Origin of the sequence: Nostoc sp., from assembly GCF_036917465.1 — a bacterium.
GTDB lineage: Bacteria > Cyanobacteriota > Cyanobacteriia > Cyanobacteriales > Nostocaceae > Nostoc.
Map to the genome: position 1 here is coordinate 1 of NZ_JBALDL010000070.1, position 16,162 is coordinate 16,162.

Genomic DNA, 16,162 nt, shown 5'->3' on the forward strand with positions numbered 1-16,162 from the left:
GTATCGTTGGATTTGAACCTCAATCTCATTAGGGTAAGTTTGCATCATCTACCAGTTCATCCATTTACCCCTCTAGTGTATAGATATCATTGGCAGTATTACACCTTATTTAATCCACGATCCTTAGCTCAATATCCGTTACAGTAAGTCTAGCGGTGTAGACAAATTTAACAATTTATAATGAGTTTTTGAGAAAAAGCTAAAAACTAGACTAGGCAATAAATACAGATGATCCGACCGCGCAAGGTCTTTGCTCAACATTGGCTCAAAAGTGAAAAAGCGCTCGACGCAATTATTAAAGCAGCAGAGTGTACAGAAAGCGATCGCATCCTGGAAATTGGGCCCGGAACAGGTATTCTAACTCGTCGGTTATTACCCCTAGTGCAATCTCTGATTGCAGTTGAAATCGACCGCGACTTATGCCAACTGTTGTCAAAGCAACTGGGTAAGACTAAAAATTTCTTATTACTGCAAGGTGATTTTCTTACTCTAGATTTACCATCTTATTTGGTAGCCTTTCCCGATTTCCAAAAGCCAAATAAGGTAGTAGCCAATATTCCCTACAATATTACGGGGCCAATCATTGAGAAACTACTGGGTACGATCGCAAACCCTAATCCCGAACCATTTGACTCTATAGTATTGCTGGTACAAAAAGAAGTAGCAGAAAGGTTGTATGCTAAACCAGGGTCAAAAACCTTTGGGGCGTTGAGCGTGCGGGTACAGTATTTGGCTGAGTGTGAGTTAATTTGCACCGTTCCAGCAGCCGCATTCCATCCACCGCCAAAGGTTGATTCAGCAGTGGTGCGATTGCGCCCCCGAAAAATAGAAATACCAGCACTTAATCCCCGACAGCTAGAGACTTTCTTAAAGTTGGGATTTGGTGCCAAGCGCAAAATGTTACGAAATAATTTGCAATCAGTCATAGAACGCGATCGCCTGAGCCACTTACTGGAACAATTAAAAATAAATCCCCAAGCCAGAGCCGAAGATATCGGCGTTCAGCAATGGGTAGTCCTAGCAAATGAACTGGGAGTGGGGAGTAGGGAGTAGGGGATAAGGCAGATTTTATTCCATTCCTCATTCCCTATTCCCCATTCCCCATTCCCCATTCCCCATTCCCCATTCTTAGAAAATGCGTTCCTACAGCCTTATTGCCCCTGCTAAAATCAACTTGTATCTAGAAATCATTGGCGATGCCTCCGGCGGGCTACGCCAACGCGCCGATGGTTATCATGAGTTAGCCATGATACTTCAAAGTATTGGACTTGCAGACCAAATTGATGTGCATTCTATCAGCACTAACAGTATTCGCGTTCACTGCAACCATCCACAAGTACCGATAGATAAAAGTAACCTGGCATACCGAGCAGCAGAATTAATGGTGAGGCAATTTCCTGAAGCCTTTGCTAAATATGGGGGTGTGGAGATTACCATTAACAAGCAGATTCCTGTCGCTGCTGGGTTGGCTGGGGGTTCGACAAATGCAGCAGCTGTGTTGGTGGGGATAGATTTACTTTGGAAGTTGGGATTAACTCAGTCAGAATTAGAGGAGTTGGGAGGTACACTTGGCTCAGATGTACCATTTTGTGTAGCGGGTGGAACTGCGATCGCAACAGGTAGGGGTGAGCAACTTTCTCCCCTGCCCAGTTTAGATAACATATATATAGTATTGGGAAAATACCGCAGTCTGGAAGTTTCTACGCCTTGGGCATACAAAACCTACCGACAGCAGTTTGGTCATTCTTATATTAGAGATACCGATAACTTGGCAGCGCGTGCTAGTGCAGTTCATTCAGGAGCAATAGTAAAAGCTATTTTGGATAAAGATACGCGAGAAATTGCTCAAAAATTGCATAATGATTTAGAGCGTGTGGTATTGCCAGCCTATCCCCAAGTTTTGCAGTTGCGAGAAGTGTTTGCTAATCAAGAAGGGGTTTTAGGAACAATGATGTCTGGTTCTGGGCCAACAGTATTTGCTCTTTTTGAGTCTCAACAGCAAGCAGAACAGGTTAAGCTGCAAGTAAGGGAAGCAATTCTTGATGAGGACTTAGAATTGTTTGTAACTCGGACAATCACACATGGTATTAAAGTGGCATTGTCTGTTTAAATAATTATTTTTCGTTAGTGAAGTATGGGAATAAACAAAAATTATTCTTAATGCCCCAATTTAAAATCCAAAATCTAAAATATAAAATGGTATGAGTGACCAAAATTTAACACCACCAACGGATACTAAAATAGAGGCGGCAGCGAGTCCGTTACGCTGTCTAATTGGGGCGGTAATTTCTGGAGGAATGGGATATGCAATGTATTCGCTGATGATTGCGATCGCTACAAATTTTGCTGCTAAACCTCTCCATTCAATTAATCCATTGGTAATTAAGATTTCTTCTGCTGTTAGGACTCTGGTTGTCGGTGTAGTTGCTTTAGGAAGCGGGATATTTGGTATAGTAGCAATTGGTTTGTTGGCTTTGGGAGTGCAATTATTAGTCCAGGAATTTACTAAGCAAAAAAGTAGTGAAAACTAGTAATTTGCTTTTACTCAGCAACCTAAAGGCAGAATTTTTTCTCACATATCACGATTTTTGAGAAATTGTAGCTTTGCATTTCTAGAAGACTGAAGAAGTTATTACTGTTTCCTCCAAGTTTTGGGAGAAAGATCGTGGTATTGACGAAACTGCCTAGAGAAATGATAGGTATTTTGATAGCCTAGTGCAGTAGCAATCTGGTCGATTGTCTAATTAAGCTAATCTGCATTCAATTTACATAATCAGTTTGTCTTTTGACATCCATCGTTGAACAGCAGATGTTGTAATTTTGGTGTATAGTAGTGAGTTCGGGTTAAGATTAGGCGGCAGAAAGCAAATGGTTCGACGACTCGCATAATTTTTGGTCTGCTTCAATTTTTAAAACATCCTCTAATACAATAAAAAATATTCTAGCGATTAGATTAGGCACAGTGCCCTCGAAAATTTCAATCCATTGATGAAAGATAATTGAAATTTTATTCAACCCTAATATCTACTCAATTCATTCTTGTAATTTAGTACGAAAACAGTTAGTGAAAATACTTGTTTTATGTTTAGTTACTTTAATGTTATTTTTACATTTTATTTATAGAATTACTGCCCTAAAAGTAACTCAACTTCATAATTGAGAGTATATTTTACTTCTTGACTATTGCTTAGAAAAACATAATATCCTGCTTCATCATTACTTAAATTAGATGTCATTACTTATACCATTGTAGTAGCAGCTTAAAAGATTGATATTAGAGAAGTGGTTTAAAAATATAGCTTATACATGAATAAAAAATGGGCTGCTAAAAGGCTTACAATCAATCTCACATCAAGCGAGGTACATAAGAAGCTTGAACAATACTGTTTAATCACAGGGAGACCAAAAACCGATGTAATTCGGGAGTTAGTTCGCTCTCTTCCTACTCAAGAGGAAAAAGTTTCTTAAACCTGGTACTTGCAAAAAATAAATTTTCCAAAATTATTTGTAAATTTGTAGGGGCGCACAGCTAGCTGTGCGCCCCTACTCAATGCATAAGCGCCTATCAGAGGTGACAAAACCAAAGGAAGAATGTCAAGATTACGAGACGTACTTTTTGGCAGTGAAGTCAAGCAGGTGAAATATTTATTAATATTATTAATAGGGAACCTAAATTTAAGGTCAGAAGTAAGGAAAATTCTTAATCGCAAGTACTTCGCATCAATCATCAAATTTCTCACCAACGGAACAGAAGCTCATGAAAGACCAAAAACCATCAGACTCTAAAGAATTCGTCGGAAATCTCAAGAATGGGATTTGGCTGTTTGGACTGTCATCTTGGGTATTTGGCATTACCGATCGCAGTATTGCTTCATTTGCAGATGGCTATCTATCGGCTTTAGATTTGACGCAACTATTCACGGCGGCTACATTCTTTGTGGCCTGGCTATTTTTGAAACCGACATCCAGAGTTTAAGTTCGGTGACTGGTTGAGTATCGAGTCACTCTTAACGCTAGTTATGTCAAAATTCAGAAAGTTAGGGTATTGTCAGAGTCGGGTAAACAAGCTAGCGGATTGCACTTTAACATGATCGATTCGGGAATTTTTTCACCATTCAGACTTCTCGAATTGTAGCTAGATTGTAATTTTTTCTTTTGAAGTCAGGGTTCTAGCTTTTTTGAGTTGAGTGTATGACAAAGTTCTGAGTGCTATTAGTGGTAGCGGGGCGTTTAGTGTGTGCTGAGTAGAAACCCACTTACTTCAAGGCTTTGAACAATCAACACTGTCCTAACCTATGTGACTATGGCTATATCTAAAAAATTTTTCTAATTTTCCGGAATTGATTATGTTCAGGTGGTAGTCTCTATCAGATAAGCGATTTATACTGAAACTCTATAACGAAACCTTCGGGGTATATAACCCCATATTAAAAGCCCGGTCTTCATGACCGGGCTTTTATTAACGCTTAGGAGTTAGGAATTGTTTTTAACTCCTAATTAGTCATTAAATTAGGCAAAAGCAGCAGTTGTCACATCGTTATTCGAGAGAATTTCTTGCAACTCTTCAGCGTCTACCGTTTCTTTATCAACCAACATTTGGGCGATTTGATCTAAAATGTGGCGGTTGCCTATTAACACTTCTTTAGCGCGTGTATAGGCTACATCCACTAGTTTGCGGACTTCTTCATCAATAGCGGCGGCGGTTTCTTCAGAGAAATCACGCTCTGACATGATATCTCGTCCCAGGAACATGTTACCTTGCTGACGACCAAGGGCAACTGGGCCTAAGCGATCGCTCATGCCGAATCTGGTAATCATCTGACGCGCAACCCGTGCCACTTGCTGCAAGTCATTAGAAGCACCAGTGGTAACTTCTTCTTCACCAAAGATTAATTCTTCAGCAATCCGACCACCCAAAGCCACAGCCATCTGATTTTCTAGATAAGCACGGCTGTATAAACCAGTGTCCATCCGGTCTTCGCTGGGGGTAAACCAAGTTAAACCACCTGCGCGACCGCGAGGGATGATGCTAATCTTCTGTACTGGGTCATAGTCTGGCATTAAAGCACCAACTAAGGCATGACCAGCTTCATGATAAGCCACTAAGGTTTTGCGCTTTTCGCTCATTACCCGGTCTTTCTTCTCTGGCCCAGCCAATACGCGATCGATCGCGTCATTGATTTCATCCATCGAAATCTCTGTTAAATTCCGGCGGGCTGCCAGAATTGCGGCTTCATTCAACAAGTTAGATAAATCTGCGCCAGTAAATCCAGGGGTACGACGGGCGATTTTATCCAAATCTACATCTTTCGCCAAGGTTTTGCCACGGGCGTGAACTTTGAGAATTTCACTGCGTCCGGCATAATCAGGACGGTCTACCACAACTTGACGGTCAAAGCGACCAGGACGCAAGAGGGCTGCATCTAGGACATCAGGACGGTTAGTAGCGGCAATAATAATGATGCCAGTATTACCTTCAAAGCCGTCCATTTCGGTGAGTAGTTGATTGAGGGTTTGTTCCCGTTCATCGTTACCGCCACCTAAACCAGCACCCCGTTGACGACCTACTGCGTCAATTTCATCGATGAAGACGATACAAGGTGCATTGGTCTTAGCTTGTTCAAATAAATCGCGGACGCGGGATGCACCCACACCGACGAACATTTCGACAAATTCCGAACCGGAGATTGAGAAGAAGGGTACACCTGCTTCACCAGCTACGGCACGAGCTAGGAGGGTTTTACCAGTACCAGGAGGGCCAACTAATAGAACACCTTTAGGAATTTTTGCACCAACGGCAGTGAAGCGATCGGCGTTTTTCAGAAAGTCTACAACTTCATTTAATTCCAACTTGGCTTGGTCAATACCAGCTACATCGCCAAATGTCACCTGAGTTTGTGGTTCCATTTGCACTCTGGCTTTGGATTTGCCAAAGTTCATGGCTTGGCTACCTGGGCCACTTTGAGCGCGACGGAGCAAGAAGAATAAGCCAACCAAAAGCAATACAGGGAAAAATAAGCTGCTTAGTGCCTTAAACCAAAATCCTTCGTCGGTTTGGGGCAAAACAGAAATATCAACGCCTTTTGAAGTCAGAGTATTAATTAAGTCTGGATCGTTAACTAAGGTAACAATCCGTTTAGCTGGGTCATATTTGGGTGTAACCAGTGCTGTAGAACGGTCTGCACTCAAACTGACTTTTTCTACTCTGCCTTGTTGAACTTCTTGAATAAAGCGACTGTATCGCCATGTCTCTCTGCTTTGGGGTTGTTTGTCAAAAAATGCTGTTCCCAGCGCAATGACGACAATAAACAGCAGCGCGTACAGCCCTGCATTTCTCCATCTTTTATTCACTAAGGTCTATCCTCCTGTATGTTTCGCGCCATCGCTTACCGTCTCTGCTCGGAAAGGTCATTATTAAGAATTATGTTAACTTATCTTAAGTGTAACAAAGTGGCGTAGCTATCGTGCTACAAAAAGCTCCCTAATTTGCTGAAAGCTCGGATGGTAGGGATTATATTGTAGCGACCCTGAAGGCTGATTAACGGTATGAATGGGAATAATTTCGACGATACTATTAGTGTAGGCGATCGCTTCAAATCTCTCGACTAGCCCTACTGTCCAAGGTTCTTCTCGCACAGGCTGTTGGTGGTTTTGTAACCAGTTTCCAAGTTGCGATCGCAAAATTCCTGGTAAAATTCCAGCCTTTATTGGCGGCGTGTACCAACTGCGATCGCACCATCCCCAAAGGTTGCCTGTACTGGTTTCTAGCCAATTTCCTTGAGCATCAACTAATATTGCTTCTTCAGCATCTAAGCTAGTTTTTGCCAACCAAGCACTCAAATAATTTCCAGTTTTATGAGAGGGGAGAGAACGATAAAATTCCGAGCTAGCGACGGCGGATATTATACCATTATTTTGTTTTTCTATCAAATTATTTGGTAATAATCTACCTGTTATCCACTCTCGTCCATCGGGAAAAAGGGTAATTCTGAGAACGGGGAAGTGGGTGAGGAGAATTTGAGCGCCTTGACGCACACGATTCCAGTCTGGTTGCTGCCAGCCAAAAGCTTGGATGGAGAAAAGTAAGCGATCGCAGTGTGCTTGCCAATTAGTTAAACTATGATCTAGGGAATTATGATAAACCCGCAATGTGGTAAAAACAGTTGCCCCATAAAGTAAACCTGGATCGTTAATGTTTAATTCGAGGGTTTGAGAGTGAATTAATCTACCGTCATACCAAAAAATATTATTTGTCACAACTAGATTGCTAGTATCTACAACTCCATTGAAAAGTGATGACTTGTAATGCTCATGCGTTCTATGAGATAAAACCTGTGAGCTGCAAATCGTTGAACACCAGAATCAAGACTGAGGTGTTCGCAGCCCTGATTTCTTGCATATTCAATGAGCCATTGAAATAATTGTTTACCATAACTTTGCGATCGCTTAAACTCATCAACAATTAAGTCATCAATGTACAAAAACTTTCCCAATGCTAAACACGTATTAATGCGAAACCCAGCCACTGCAACAGCTTGCTCCTCTAGTTCCAAGAATGCAAGTTGATATCCTTCTTTCATTTGATATCGAACTTGTTCTATAAACTTAGCTTCTTCAAGGTGAGGGCGCAACTGGAAAATAATAGGAAAACACCCTAATATTTGAAAGTCAAACTCCGCTAATTGTATTGACATACTCAATGATGCGTAAAAAATATAGAAACCTTTGGGGGGAGAATTCGCTACTATACTTGCAGTCAACTCTTATGAGTAATAATTTAATCTTTTGGGGGAAATAGAATTTTATTAATACCTTCAGGAGTTGTAATCACTTTTCCTCCTAAAGTTTCAATTTCCCTAATTGCTCGTTTCCGAGTTCTCTCGTCAACTTGATTATTTAAAACCATTGACCAAGTAGAAATTTGAGCATATTTACTATTAGGATTTCGACTCAGAAATTCCGAAGTTTTTTGGGAAGTATAAGCTACAAGTTGACTCTCTGCATCTGAAAAGTTACTAGCCCAGTTTGCCGCCGTTGCAAAAGACTTTTGAGCAGCGTGAGCGTTCCCTAAAAATAATAACTCATCAGTTCCTTTGTAACGCCATACGTAATAAGACTTTTCGGGAACGAATGGAGATAGTGATTTTAAGCCTTTCTCTGAAAGTGCGATCGCGCGTTCTGGCATAGCAGCATACAATGAAGTACTGATAGAAAGACTCCGATACGCTGCTAAAAATCGGGGATCGCGTTCTAGAATAACTTCAAAATATTCTGGGCTTAAACTATAACCTGTTTTATCCCGAACTTCATCATCTCCAAAGTACTGTGAAAAATTGAGATATATTAAATCTGCAATGAAATTATCATAACCAAAACTAGGCGTTTTTTTTAGAAGATTAAGACGAATTTTTTCTGATTTAATTTCTTTTTTTAGAGTCTCTAAAGAGGCAGATTTTTTGCTATCTATCAATTTTTGTAATTGGGGAAATTGAATCAGGGCAATTCCTGAAATACACACACAGATGATGAAAGGTGTAACAATAGCTTGACGCGACAACAACATATTTTTTTGTCTTCCCACGCAGAAGTAACTTCTTATATATAATATACTTGTTGTAAAATTACTCAGCTATATAGTTACAGTAGCTGACACAGCAGTCCACCCATAAAGCTACTCTACTTTTGAGAAATAACTAACAGTAAACAACCCTATATTTCCTCAGGAGAAACGGAAAAGAAGTATTTAGGCAAAGTACATGTATCATATTGCACATTTTTTTGCAAGTACTCTAGAGTAAAATTTTCAATTTCTTATTTGTAGCATCTAAGAAATTATTTTATTTTCTGAGATGAAATTAGATCCTTGAAATCTAACTTTACTATTGTTGAGCAACAACTTATTAGCTTATTAAATTACTTAGTTTTATTAAGTAAAAGCAGTAAAAATTACAACATGATTTAAGATAATATTTCGTTCGCAATTACACCTTTTACCTCCTTAATCTTATGCTAGATACCGAAGCTAAGAACAACTTAGAAAATAATGGTCTATCCATTCAGGCAAAAAATAGTGATTTTAGAACAATAGTTACTAATCTTAATGCTAATAAAAAGGGACTGGATATTGACGAAATTATTGATGCTATTAAAACAGTAATAGTTGAAGCCATTGATTTAAAAATAACTACTTGGGTAGCAGAGTCATCTCAACAATCACAAAATGAGATAGAAGCAGCCAAACCAGGTAATCGAATCTATACCCGAATTAATCTTGTTAGTGGCGATATCCAAAATGAAATTGGTAGTCAATTTACTGATAGTGGGCCCTATAAAGAAATTCGTGAATTTCATTTGACTCAAATTAGAGACGGACGGGAGATTATTCACAAGAATATAGAAAGTGTGGAAAAATTATATGGATTTTTTATGGAAATCGTGAAAAATCGTAAAAAATCAGAACTTTAAGCGTTTGTTAATTACCCCTTTAAACTAAAGTAGCTACAGCAATCTAACATTTGCTTGGGTTCGTTTGCTTGTATCTATCAATACAATCTTGCAGTCAAATTAGTTCAGAACTATGAGAGGGTAAAACTATGTCTAATAATCTTCAAATTAAAGACCGAAATGTTGCTCAACCTCAAAATATTCAAAATCAAGCTAGAGGTTTGTTAAACAATTTAGTATCTTCTGTACAAACATTAGTTTCTGATATTACAGCCTTAGAAGTTAATACAATGGTTGTAGATAGGATTAATGCTTCCAAGTTTAATGCTTGGGAGGCGTATCAAGAAATTTATTCTATACAAGATCCAGACTACTTTGAGGCAAAAGGTATTCCAGAAGAAGGTACTCAAGCTCAAGAACTGCATAAGCGTTATAAAAGTCTATTTAACCAACTTGAAAGAGAATATTTTTACCTTCTTATTGAAGAAGGTTCAGATTTTTATAATCCGCAGGATGAGCGGATAAAACGATATCGCCGGAGGCTTGAATATGCGAAGAAACATCAACCAAACCTAGTTGAAACGGATCAAGCGAATGTGAAACTAGCTGAACCAATACTACCTGCTCCAACTCCCGTTCTTGATGACAAAGATGGAAATAATGAAGAAGATTGGATTGAAACTTTTAAAGAAATTCAAAGACTTTTAAATAATGATAAATTTGTTCGTACCCTACGTAAAATGTATGAACTCAAAGCTGCACTTGATGGTGGTAACATCAAAAGTACCAAAACTGATATTATTTTTGCTCAAACTGTCATGCAGTTTGATGGAGATATTATCACTCGTTACCATAAGGAACTGTTTAATTTATCTGAAGAAGCGAAAAATCTAATCATTAATACACATCATGAAGGACTGATTGCTGGAGAGCAACAGTGGCGTGGAACATTTAGTTTTTTGATTAATTTGGTACAGAGTATAGCAAATTTATCTCGAAAATGAACGCTGATATAACAAAAACAGACAACCAAGCTGATGTTGTACTCTCTCTGTTTCTACAAGTTCCTCAAGGCGATCGCTTTGAACTTAAGGTGGAGCGATCGCAGCTTAGTTTTTACCTAAATGATCCTGTTGTAGAACAGATTCAGCAAGCACAAAAAACTGGTATTTCTCTGTATATTCCGCCAAAGCTGATAATTCCTCTGTGGTATTATGCCTGTTTTAGTAATAATGTTGTGTTTGGAAAGACAAAAGAAATTACTGAAAAACAGGTTAGTAATTTTTTCTACCTTACTATTATAGTCAATATTATAAAATCTCTTCTGAGTAGAACTGCACGGGGTAAAACAAGCTTACAGTCTGGACTTAGCTTTAATTCTTACTATGAGCAGGCTGAATCAGCTTCAGATGTTTATCAAGAGAAAGACATCATTTTACAAAGTACTATCCTCCTTCATGGTGATATATTCCACAAAATCAAGTTGGATTTTATCCAAAATTCCAACTTTTCAACAATTGTATCTGCTCATTATTGGTTGACTGAACAAATACTAAATTGCTTTCGGACTAAACTAAATCTGCTAGTTTGGGAGATAGCTTCGCTGTTTCCGGCTGGTTTTTTAGTCTACAATGTACATCCAGCAAATTGGATACTATTAATATTTGCTTCGATCGGCTTCGCTGTACTATTTGCTACTACTCGCTATGTACTTGTCAGTCAACTGCAAAGACGTAGTTCCATCAACTCTAAATTGATCAATTGGTTGATATGGACGGTGATTTGTCTCATCCCTATCATTGTTGGTGCTATTAGTAGCTTTAGGGATGTTAAGTCTTTATTATTGCCGTTTTTGTCACTTATCGCCCCAAAACTTGTAGAGTATATTTTAAGCTTTATAAGACGACGAATTTGGAAAATTATTTTTACGTTGGTTTCTTTGGTTACGAGTATTTATAAATTTTTTAGCTAAATCCTATTCTATTTTTGTAAAAGTTTCCAACACTGCTTGGCGATCGCCCAATCTTCTTGAGTATGGATCACTAATACCCGCACTGCTGAGTCAGTTGTAGCAATATCTTTATCAACAGGCTGCTGCTGATTTTTTTCAATATCAAGTTTCAATCCCAAAAAACCAAAAGCTTCACAAGCGGCTTGGCGAATTTCCGCAGAGTGTTCACCCACACCTGCTGTAAATACCAAAGTATCTAATCCGCCCAAACTGGCAAGCATTGCACCGATACCGGAACGCAAGCGATGCACATAGATATCCCACGCCAGTTGAGCGCGGGAATTACTTTGAGCGTAGGCGTAGCCCGTCGTCAACATCGCTTCTCTGACTTCCCGTATATCGCTAGATACACCCGAAATTCCCTTTAACCCAGAAGCTTTATTTAAGATATCATCCAATTTTTCAACGGAGTAATCGTAGTGTCGTAACAAATAAATCAGAATTCCCGGATCAACTGAGCCAGAACGACTACCCATCATCAATCCGTCTAGGGGCGTAAATCCCATTGTAGTATCAATACTGCGACCGTTTTTAATCGCCGCTAAAGAGCAACCATTTCCCAAATGACAGGTAATTAACCGCTCAAGTGGAACATCTCGACCGAGAATTTCGGCAGCACGTTGAGAACAGTATTGATGACTGATACCATGAAACCCATAGCGACGGATACCTTGCTCTACCCACTGATATGGGCCGGGATAGATAGCTGCTGCATCGGGGAGAGTGGCATGAAATCCAGTATCAAAGACTGCTACTTGCGTGACATCTTTTGAAATTTCTTCAATTGCTTGTATACCTTCCACAGCAACTGGATTATGGGCTGGAGCGAGATTAGATAAACTAGCGATCGCCTTTCTGACATCATCAGTAATTACGACACTATCTCGATAATCCTGTCCACCATGTACTATGCGATGCCCCACCACATTGATGTCTGAAAACTTATTTATTACTTTGGTAGCACCATCAGTAAGTGTATGAAGCATATAAGTAAGGTGTGCCTGTGGAGAATCACCAGAGATTGATTCTTGCAGTGTTGCACCAGTAGCAGTTTTCACCTCAATTTGTGCCACACCACGATCTTGAGTCCAGTTGATTTTCCCGTACCAAAGGGGTTGGGCTGCTTGGGTGGAGAAAACCTCATCTGTAATATCATACAGACAACTCTTTTGGGTACTCGATCCGGCATTCAGCACCAATATCTTCATAAGACAACATAAAAAGATGACCACCTTTGATCGTGTGACTAAATGTAAGCTTATGCTTCTAGCCTATGGGCATAATATGTAGCAAAGGTGTGACTCCATCGCTAAAATTTTTTAGATTCATATTCACCAGTAAAGCGATCGCCCCTTCGACAGCTAAGAATATTATGAGACACTGCGTTAGTATCGCTTACCGTAGATATCGTGTGTTCTTAATTGCGACGGAAATTTCTCTTAGATTGTTTGTGTCTTGCGACTTCTTTGCGCTTATGTTTTTCTAAAGGCGTTTCAAAGTGACGATGCTTCCTCATGTCTGGAAAGATACCTGCTTTGGAAACTTCCCTCTTAAATCTACGTAGGGCTGACTCAATTCCTTCATTTTCGCCCACAAATACTTGGGTCATTTTCATCTCCTACTTAATTGGTACTGGGCAATTTTGAGCAATCCAGTAGACCGGAGAGCAAAAAGGGCAGATAATGATTCTGCCCTTAAAACCTTAAAACTTAATTTTTGATCTTAAAGCTTAGTAGCGTCCACCACCACCACCACGATTGTATCCACCGCCGCCGCCACCGCGACGATCGCCGCCACCACCACCAAAGGAACCACTTCTGTCTTCCTTGGGTTTAGCCTTGTTCACTTTGAGGTCGCGTCCCATCCATTCAGCACCATCAAGAGCTTCAATGGCGGCTGTTTCTTCAGCTTCTGTGCCCATCTCTACGAAAGCAAAGCCGCGTGGACGACCAGTTTCACGGTCAGTAGGCAACTGAACGCGCTTTACAGAACCATGTTCAGCAAAAACTGATGTGAGGTCTTCTGATGTGACCTCGTAGGATAGATTACCTACATAAATTGACATGCGTTATCTCCAAAATCATAGGTGTGTAGAGATTTAGATTTCGGAGACAAGCTTGTTAAGACCAAAAGGAAAAAGCCTGTCAATACTAAAAACAAACGCTGTAACCGAATTTTATTCTCACCTAACTACCTTAGCACATCATTGAGTTCTTACCCATTATGAAAAAGGAAGTACTAAGATTGGGCATGGGGCATGGGGCATGGGGCATGGGGCATGGGGCATTGGGAATTGGGAAAAGACTTACTGTAACTTCTGCTCTGCTCCCTGATCTCCCCCTGCTCACTGCCCCTCCCTCATGGGCAACTTTAACATTGAGTAGCATAAATTACCCAAATAATTGCAAAATAAATGCAGATCGTCATTGTAACTACCTGGAAATGTCGACTATACTTGCTGACGCACAAAATTTACTTTCTGACCTCATCGCCCGCTACTCAAAGCGTGTAGATTATCTAATGATTCGCCTTGAAGAAGCAGAGGGGACTGATATCTTGTTGCGTGGCGACAAGGTAGAAACCCTAAGCGAAGGCATCTCCATTGGTGGACATATTCGCGCTTGTTATAAAGGTGGATGGGGGTTAAGCTGCTTTAACCACCTGGGGACAATTCAGGATCGGATCGAAGAAGCGATCGCGGCGGCGCGAATGGTTGGTGATGAAGAAACTTTACTTGCACCCATTGACCCAGTACAAGCAATATGCATTCTCCCTCTAAAAGGAACTGATCCTCGGAAAGTTCCCCTCTCGAAGAAAAAACAGTTGTGTGATCGCTATAGTGAATTGCTCAAAAGTGTTGATCCCCGAATTACCACTACTTCGGTACGTTACGGCGACAGCGCCCAAAAAGTAATTATCGCTACCTCAGAAGGTACTTTAATTGAGCAATCTTGGGTAGATATGGAAATGCGCTTTGCCGCCACCGCGAGAAATGGCGAAACTGTACAAACTGGACGGGAAACTACAGGCTCTCGTAAAGCTTACGAAGATTTAACTGATTTGGATGAACAAGTACAAAGTGCGGCTCAAAGAGCGATCGCAGCTTTATCTCTGCCATCTGTCAAAGGTAATACTTACACCGTAGTTATTGACCCAATTCTCACAGGTTTATTTGTCCACGAAGCCTTCGGACATCTTTCTGAGGCTGATATGGCTTACGAAAACCCCGATCTCTTAGAAGTCATGACCATTGGACGGCGGTTTGGCCCCGAAGACCTGCAAATTTTTGATGGTGCGGCCCCAGAGGGACATCGCGGTAGCTATTTTTATGACGATGAAGGTACGCCTGCTACAACTACTCAATTAATTAAAGATGGAGTTTTAGTTGGACGTTTACATTCTCGTGAAACTGCTGGCAAATTGGAGGAAGCGCCTACTGGTAATGCTAGATGTCTTAATTATCACTTTAACCCGATTGTGCGGATGACAAATACCTGGATTGAACGGGGTAAAACGCCAGTCGAAGACTTATTCACTGATATCAAAGAAGGAGTTTATGCCCGTAATTGGTTGGGTGGAATGACCAATGGGGAAATGTTTACCTTTAGTGCTGGGGAAGCGTGGATGATTAGGAACGGCAAAATTGCTGAACCTGTGCGGGATGTAACGCTTTCGGGAAATGTATTCCAAACCTTAGCGGATATTGAGGCTATTGGTAATGATTTTTACTGGGATGAATCTGGCGGTTGTGGTAAAGGAGGACAAAATGGTTTGTCTGTAGGTTGTGGTGGCCCCAGTCTCCGAATTCAAGATGTAGTGGTTGGTGGAGAAACTTAGTCATTTGTCATTTGCAAATGACCAATGACTAATGACCAATAATTACCTATAACTGAATCGGTTTTGCACCAATTTGGCACTAATGCTTAAATTAATTTTTCAACCCTTCAACATCCTTCCCAGGTATACAAATAAGTCACAACTCTAGATAGTAGCGCCAGTAGTTGAGGATGATTAATCTAGAGAAAAGTGATTTGATATTAAAATCCTCTGTGGCGCGTGCTGGGGATGCACTCACTGTCTAAGTAATTTGAAAAGTCTGAATTAAACGTTCTTTAGCACAGCGACAGATATGAAAGTAGATCAACTCTTGAAAAACTATGCCGCAGGTGTCAGAGATTTTACTGGTGTAAACTTAAGCGAGGCCAACTTAAGGGAAGCCAATCTCAGTGGCGTAATTTTAGATAGAGCAATTTTAGATGGAGCTAATCTGAGTCATGCGAATTTAGCACAAGCCAGTTTGATTAAGGCTGACTTAAATGGAGCAGATTTGAGTAATGCCGACCTCACTGGGAGCAACTTAAGCGGAGCTATTTTGGATGGAGCAATTTTGGATGGAGCCGCAATGGAAGGAGCTAATTTGAGTCAAGCTGATTTGACGGTTGCTAAATTGATTGAAACTAACTTGAGTGAAGCAGATTTACAGGAAGCAAATTTGAGCGCGGCGAATTTAGATGGAGCCGATTTGAGTGGTGCAGACTTAACAGTAGCCGATTTATCTCAGGCAAATCTTACTCAGGCAGATTTGCATCAGACAAATTTGAGCGGAGCAAATTTGGAAGGAGCCAATATAGAAGGAACAATCCTGGATCAGAATGTTTAATCTAGTTTCAGGGGTTCTAGGTTGTTGACTCAATATATAGCGCTTCC

At 40.3% G+C, this 16,162-nt stretch carries 17 protein-coding genes and 1 pseudogene; 10 read left to right on the top strand and 8 right to left on the bottom strand.

Translation table 11 applies throughout. The features are described from left to right. Positions 1–228: 228 nt before the first annotated feature. The 3 genes from rsmA (at position 229) to V7K38_RS16275 (ending at position 2,531) form a co-directional block, all read left to right on the top strand. Positions 229–1,053 carry a 16S rRNA (adenine(1518)-N(6)/adenine(1519)-N(6))-dimethyltransferase RsmA gene (gene rsmA / locus V7K38_RS16265; RefSeq protein ID WP_334859304.1) on the top strand — a complete coding sequence of 275 codons (825 nt, stop codon included), beginning with the start codon at positions 229–231 and terminating at the stop codon, positions 1,051–1,053. Positions 1,054–1,135: 82 nt separating this feature from the next. Next, positions 1,136–2,110: a 4-(cytidine 5'-diphospho)-2-C-methyl-D-erythritol kinase gene (gene ispE, locus V7K38_RS16270; RefSeq protein ID WP_334859306.1), complete on the top strand. Its 975-nt coding sequence runs from the start codon at positions 1,136–1,138 to the stop codon at positions 2,108–2,110. A gap of 91 nt (positions 2,111–2,201) precedes the next feature. Continuing rightward, positions 2,202–2,531, top strand: coding sequence for a DUF3082 domain-containing protein (locus V7K38_RS16275; protein WP_334859308.1), 330 nt, complete (start codon positions 2,202–2,204; stop codon positions 2,529–2,531). Between the two features lie 101 nt (positions 2,532–2,632). On the opposite strand, the pseudogene V7K38_RS16280 reads toward V7K38_RS16275, so the two are convergent. After that, positions 2,633–2,740 (bottom strand): annotated as a pseudogene (locus V7K38_RS16280) (helix-turn-helix domain-containing protein); the annotation flags it as partial. Between the two features lie 566 nt (positions 2,741–3,306). On the opposite strand from V7K38_RS16280, the gene V7K38_RS16285 reads away from it, so the two are divergent. Together V7K38_RS16285 and V7K38_RS16290 are read left to right on the top strand one after the other, a co-directional pair. Further along, complete coding sequence (locus tag V7K38_RS16285) at positions 3,307–3,468, top strand: CopG family transcriptional regulator (protein ID WP_334859310.1); 162 nt, start codon at positions 3,307–3,309, stop codon at positions 3,466–3,468. A 289-nt stretch (positions 3,469–3,757) separates the two neighbouring features. Continuing rightward, the gene (locus V7K38_RS16290; RefSeq protein ID WP_094330884.1) at positions 3,758–3,976 is read left to right on the top strand and encodes a hypothetical protein; all 219 of its coding nucleotides are present in this window, start codon (positions 3,758–3,760) and stop codon (positions 3,974–3,976) included. Positions 3,977–4,509: 533 nt separating this feature from the next. Here the strand turns inward: V7K38_RS16290 and ftsH3 are convergent. From ftsH3 to V7K38_RS16310, 4 genes are all read right to left on the bottom strand, one after another. Continuing rightward, a complete protein-coding gene (ftsH3, locus tag V7K38_RS16295) occupies positions 4,510–6,351 on the bottom strand; it encodes an ATP-dependent zinc metalloprotease FtsH3 (RefSeq protein ID WP_229552593.1) in 1,842 nt (613 codons plus the stop codon). Between the two features lie 108 nt (positions 6,352–6,459). Further along, positions 6,460–7,257, bottom strand: a complete 798-nt coding sequence (locus V7K38_RS16300; RefSeq protein WP_334859313.1) for an aminotransferase class IV — start codon at positions 7,255–7,257, stop codon at positions 6,460–6,462. 17 nt (positions 7,258–7,274) lie between these two features. Further along, positions 7,275–7,694 carry a GNAT family N-acetyltransferase gene (locus tag V7K38_RS16305; protein WP_334859315.1) on the bottom strand — a complete coding sequence of 140 codons (420 nt, stop codon included), beginning with the start codon at positions 7,692–7,694 and terminating at the stop codon, positions 7,275–7,277. An 83-nt stretch (positions 7,695–7,777) separates the two neighbouring features. After that, on the bottom strand, positions 7,778–8,563 hold the full coding sequence (locus tag V7K38_RS16310) for a hypothetical protein (protein ID WP_334859318.1): 786 nt from the start codon (positions 8,561–8,563) through the stop codon (positions 7,778–7,780). Positions 8,564–9,006: 443 nt separating this feature from the next. On the opposite strand from V7K38_RS16310, the gene V7K38_RS16315 reads away from it, so the two are divergent. The 3 genes from V7K38_RS16315 (at position 9,007) to V7K38_RS16325 (ending at position 11,416) form a co-directional block, all read left to right on the top strand. Then, positions 9,007–9,465, top strand: a complete 459-nt coding sequence (locus V7K38_RS16315; protein WP_334859320.1) for a hypothetical protein — start codon at positions 9,007–9,009, stop codon at positions 9,463–9,465. 128 nt (positions 9,466–9,593) lie between these two features. Further along, entirely contained in the window at positions 9,594–10,448 is an 855-nt protein-coding gene (locus V7K38_RS16320) for a hypothetical protein (protein WP_334859322.1), read from the top strand. Next, positions 10,445–11,416, top strand: coding sequence for a hypothetical protein (locus V7K38_RS16325; RefSeq protein WP_334859324.1), 972 nt, complete (start codon positions 10,445–10,447; stop codon positions 11,414–11,416). The genes V7K38_RS16320 and V7K38_RS16325 overlap by 4 nt, the downstream gene beginning before the upstream one ends. 8 nt (positions 11,417–11,424) lie before the next feature. Here the strand turns inward: V7K38_RS16325 and V7K38_RS16330 are convergent, their stop codons facing one another. The 3 genes from V7K38_RS16330 to V7K38_RS16340 all read right to left on the bottom strand — a co-directional run bounded on the left by V7K38_RS16330 (position 11,425) and on the right by V7K38_RS16340 (position 13,520). After that, on the bottom strand, positions 11,425–12,663 hold the full coding sequence (locus V7K38_RS16330; RefSeq protein WP_334859326.1) for an acetate kinase: 1,239 nt from the start codon (positions 12,661–12,663) through the stop codon (positions 11,425–11,427). Between the two features lie 209 nt (positions 12,664–12,872). After that, on the bottom strand, positions 12,873–13,064 hold the full coding sequence (gene rpsU, locus V7K38_RS16335; RefSeq protein ID WP_334859327.1) for a 30S ribosomal protein S21: 192 nt from the start codon (positions 13,062–13,064) through the stop codon (positions 12,873–12,875). 120 nt (positions 13,065–13,184) lie between these two features. Further along, positions 13,185–13,520, bottom strand: coding sequence for an RNA recognition motif domain-containing protein (locus V7K38_RS16340; protein WP_334859329.1), 336 nt, complete (start codon positions 13,518–13,520; stop codon positions 13,185–13,187). 377 nt (positions 13,521–13,897) lie between these two features. Here V7K38_RS16340 and V7K38_RS16345 point away from each other — a divergent pair, with 377 nt between their 5' ends. Next, a complete protein-coding gene (locus V7K38_RS16345) occupies positions 13,898–15,292 on the top strand; it encodes a TldD/PmbA family protein (protein ID WP_334859331.1) in 1,395 nt (464 codons plus the stop codon). A gap of 292 nt (positions 15,293–15,584) precedes the next feature. Continuing rightward, positions 15,585–16,115, top strand: a complete 531-nt coding sequence (locus tag V7K38_RS16350; protein WP_334859333.1) for a pentapeptide repeat-containing protein — start codon at positions 15,585–15,587, stop codon at positions 16,113–16,115. The last annotated feature ends 47 nt before the right edge of the window (positions 16,116–16,162 follow it).

What these genes read in the sequence shown, in the direction of transcription:
- V7K38_RS16345 (WP_334859331.1), top strand. Translation starts at nt 13,898, where the DNA reads ATGTCGACTATACTTGCTGACGCACAAAATTTACTTTCTGACCTCATC.
- V7K38_RS16350 (WP_334859333.1), top strand. Translation starts at nt 15,585, where the DNA reads ATGAAAGTAGATCAACTCTTGAAAAACTATGCCGCAGGTGTCAGAGAT.
- V7K38_RS16290 (WP_094330884.1), top strand. Translation starts at nt 3,758, where the DNA reads ATGAAAGACCAAAAACCATCAGACTCTAAAGAATTCGTCGGAAATCTC.
- V7K38_RS16305 (WP_334859315.1), bottom strand. Translation starts at nt 7,694, where the DNA reads ATGTCAATACAATTAGCGGAGTTTGACTTTCAAATATTAGGGTGTTTT.
- V7K38_RS16340 (WP_334859329.1), bottom strand. Translation starts at nt 13,520, where the DNA reads ATGTCAATTTATGTAGGTAATCTATCCTACGAGGTCACATCAGAAGAC.
- ispE (WP_334859306.1), top strand. Translation starts at nt 1,136, where the DNA reads ATGCGTTCCTACAGCCTTATTGCCCCTGCTAAAATCAACTTGTATCTA.
- V7K38_RS16320 (WP_334859322.1), top strand. Translation starts at nt 9,594, where the DNA reads ATGTCTAATAATCTTCAAATTAAAGACCGAAATGTTGCTCAACCTCAA.
- V7K38_RS16325 (WP_334859324.1), top strand. Translation starts at nt 10,445, where the DNA reads ATGAACGCTGATATAACAAAAACAGACAACCAAGCTGATGTTGTACTC.
- V7K38_RS16310 (WP_334859318.1), bottom strand. Translation starts at nt 8,563, where the DNA reads ATGTTGTTGTCGCGTCAAGCTATTGTTACACCTTTCATCATCTGTGTG.
- V7K38_RS16275 (WP_334859308.1), top strand. Translation starts at nt 2,202, where the DNA reads ATGAGTGACCAAAATTTAACACCACCAACGGATACTAAAATAGAGGCG.
- V7K38_RS16330 (WP_334859326.1), bottom strand. Translation starts at nt 12,663, where the DNA reads ATGAAGATATTGGTGCTGAATGCCGGATCGAGTACCCAAAAGAGTTGT.
- rsmA (WP_334859304.1), top strand. Translation starts at nt 229, where the DNA reads ATGATCCGACCGCGCAAGGTCTTTGCTCAACATTGGCTCAAAAGTGAA.
- V7K38_RS16315 (WP_334859320.1), top strand. Translation starts at nt 9,007, where the DNA reads ATGCTAGATACCGAAGCTAAGAACAACTTAGAAAATAATGGTCTATCC.
- V7K38_RS16285 (WP_334859310.1), top strand. Translation starts at nt 3,307, where the DNA reads ATGAATAAAAAATGGGCTGCTAAAAGGCTTACAATCAATCTCACATCA.
- rpsU (WP_334859327.1), bottom strand. Translation starts at nt 13,064, where the DNA reads ATGACCCAAGTATTTGTGGGCGAAAATGAAGGAATTGAGTCAGCCCTA.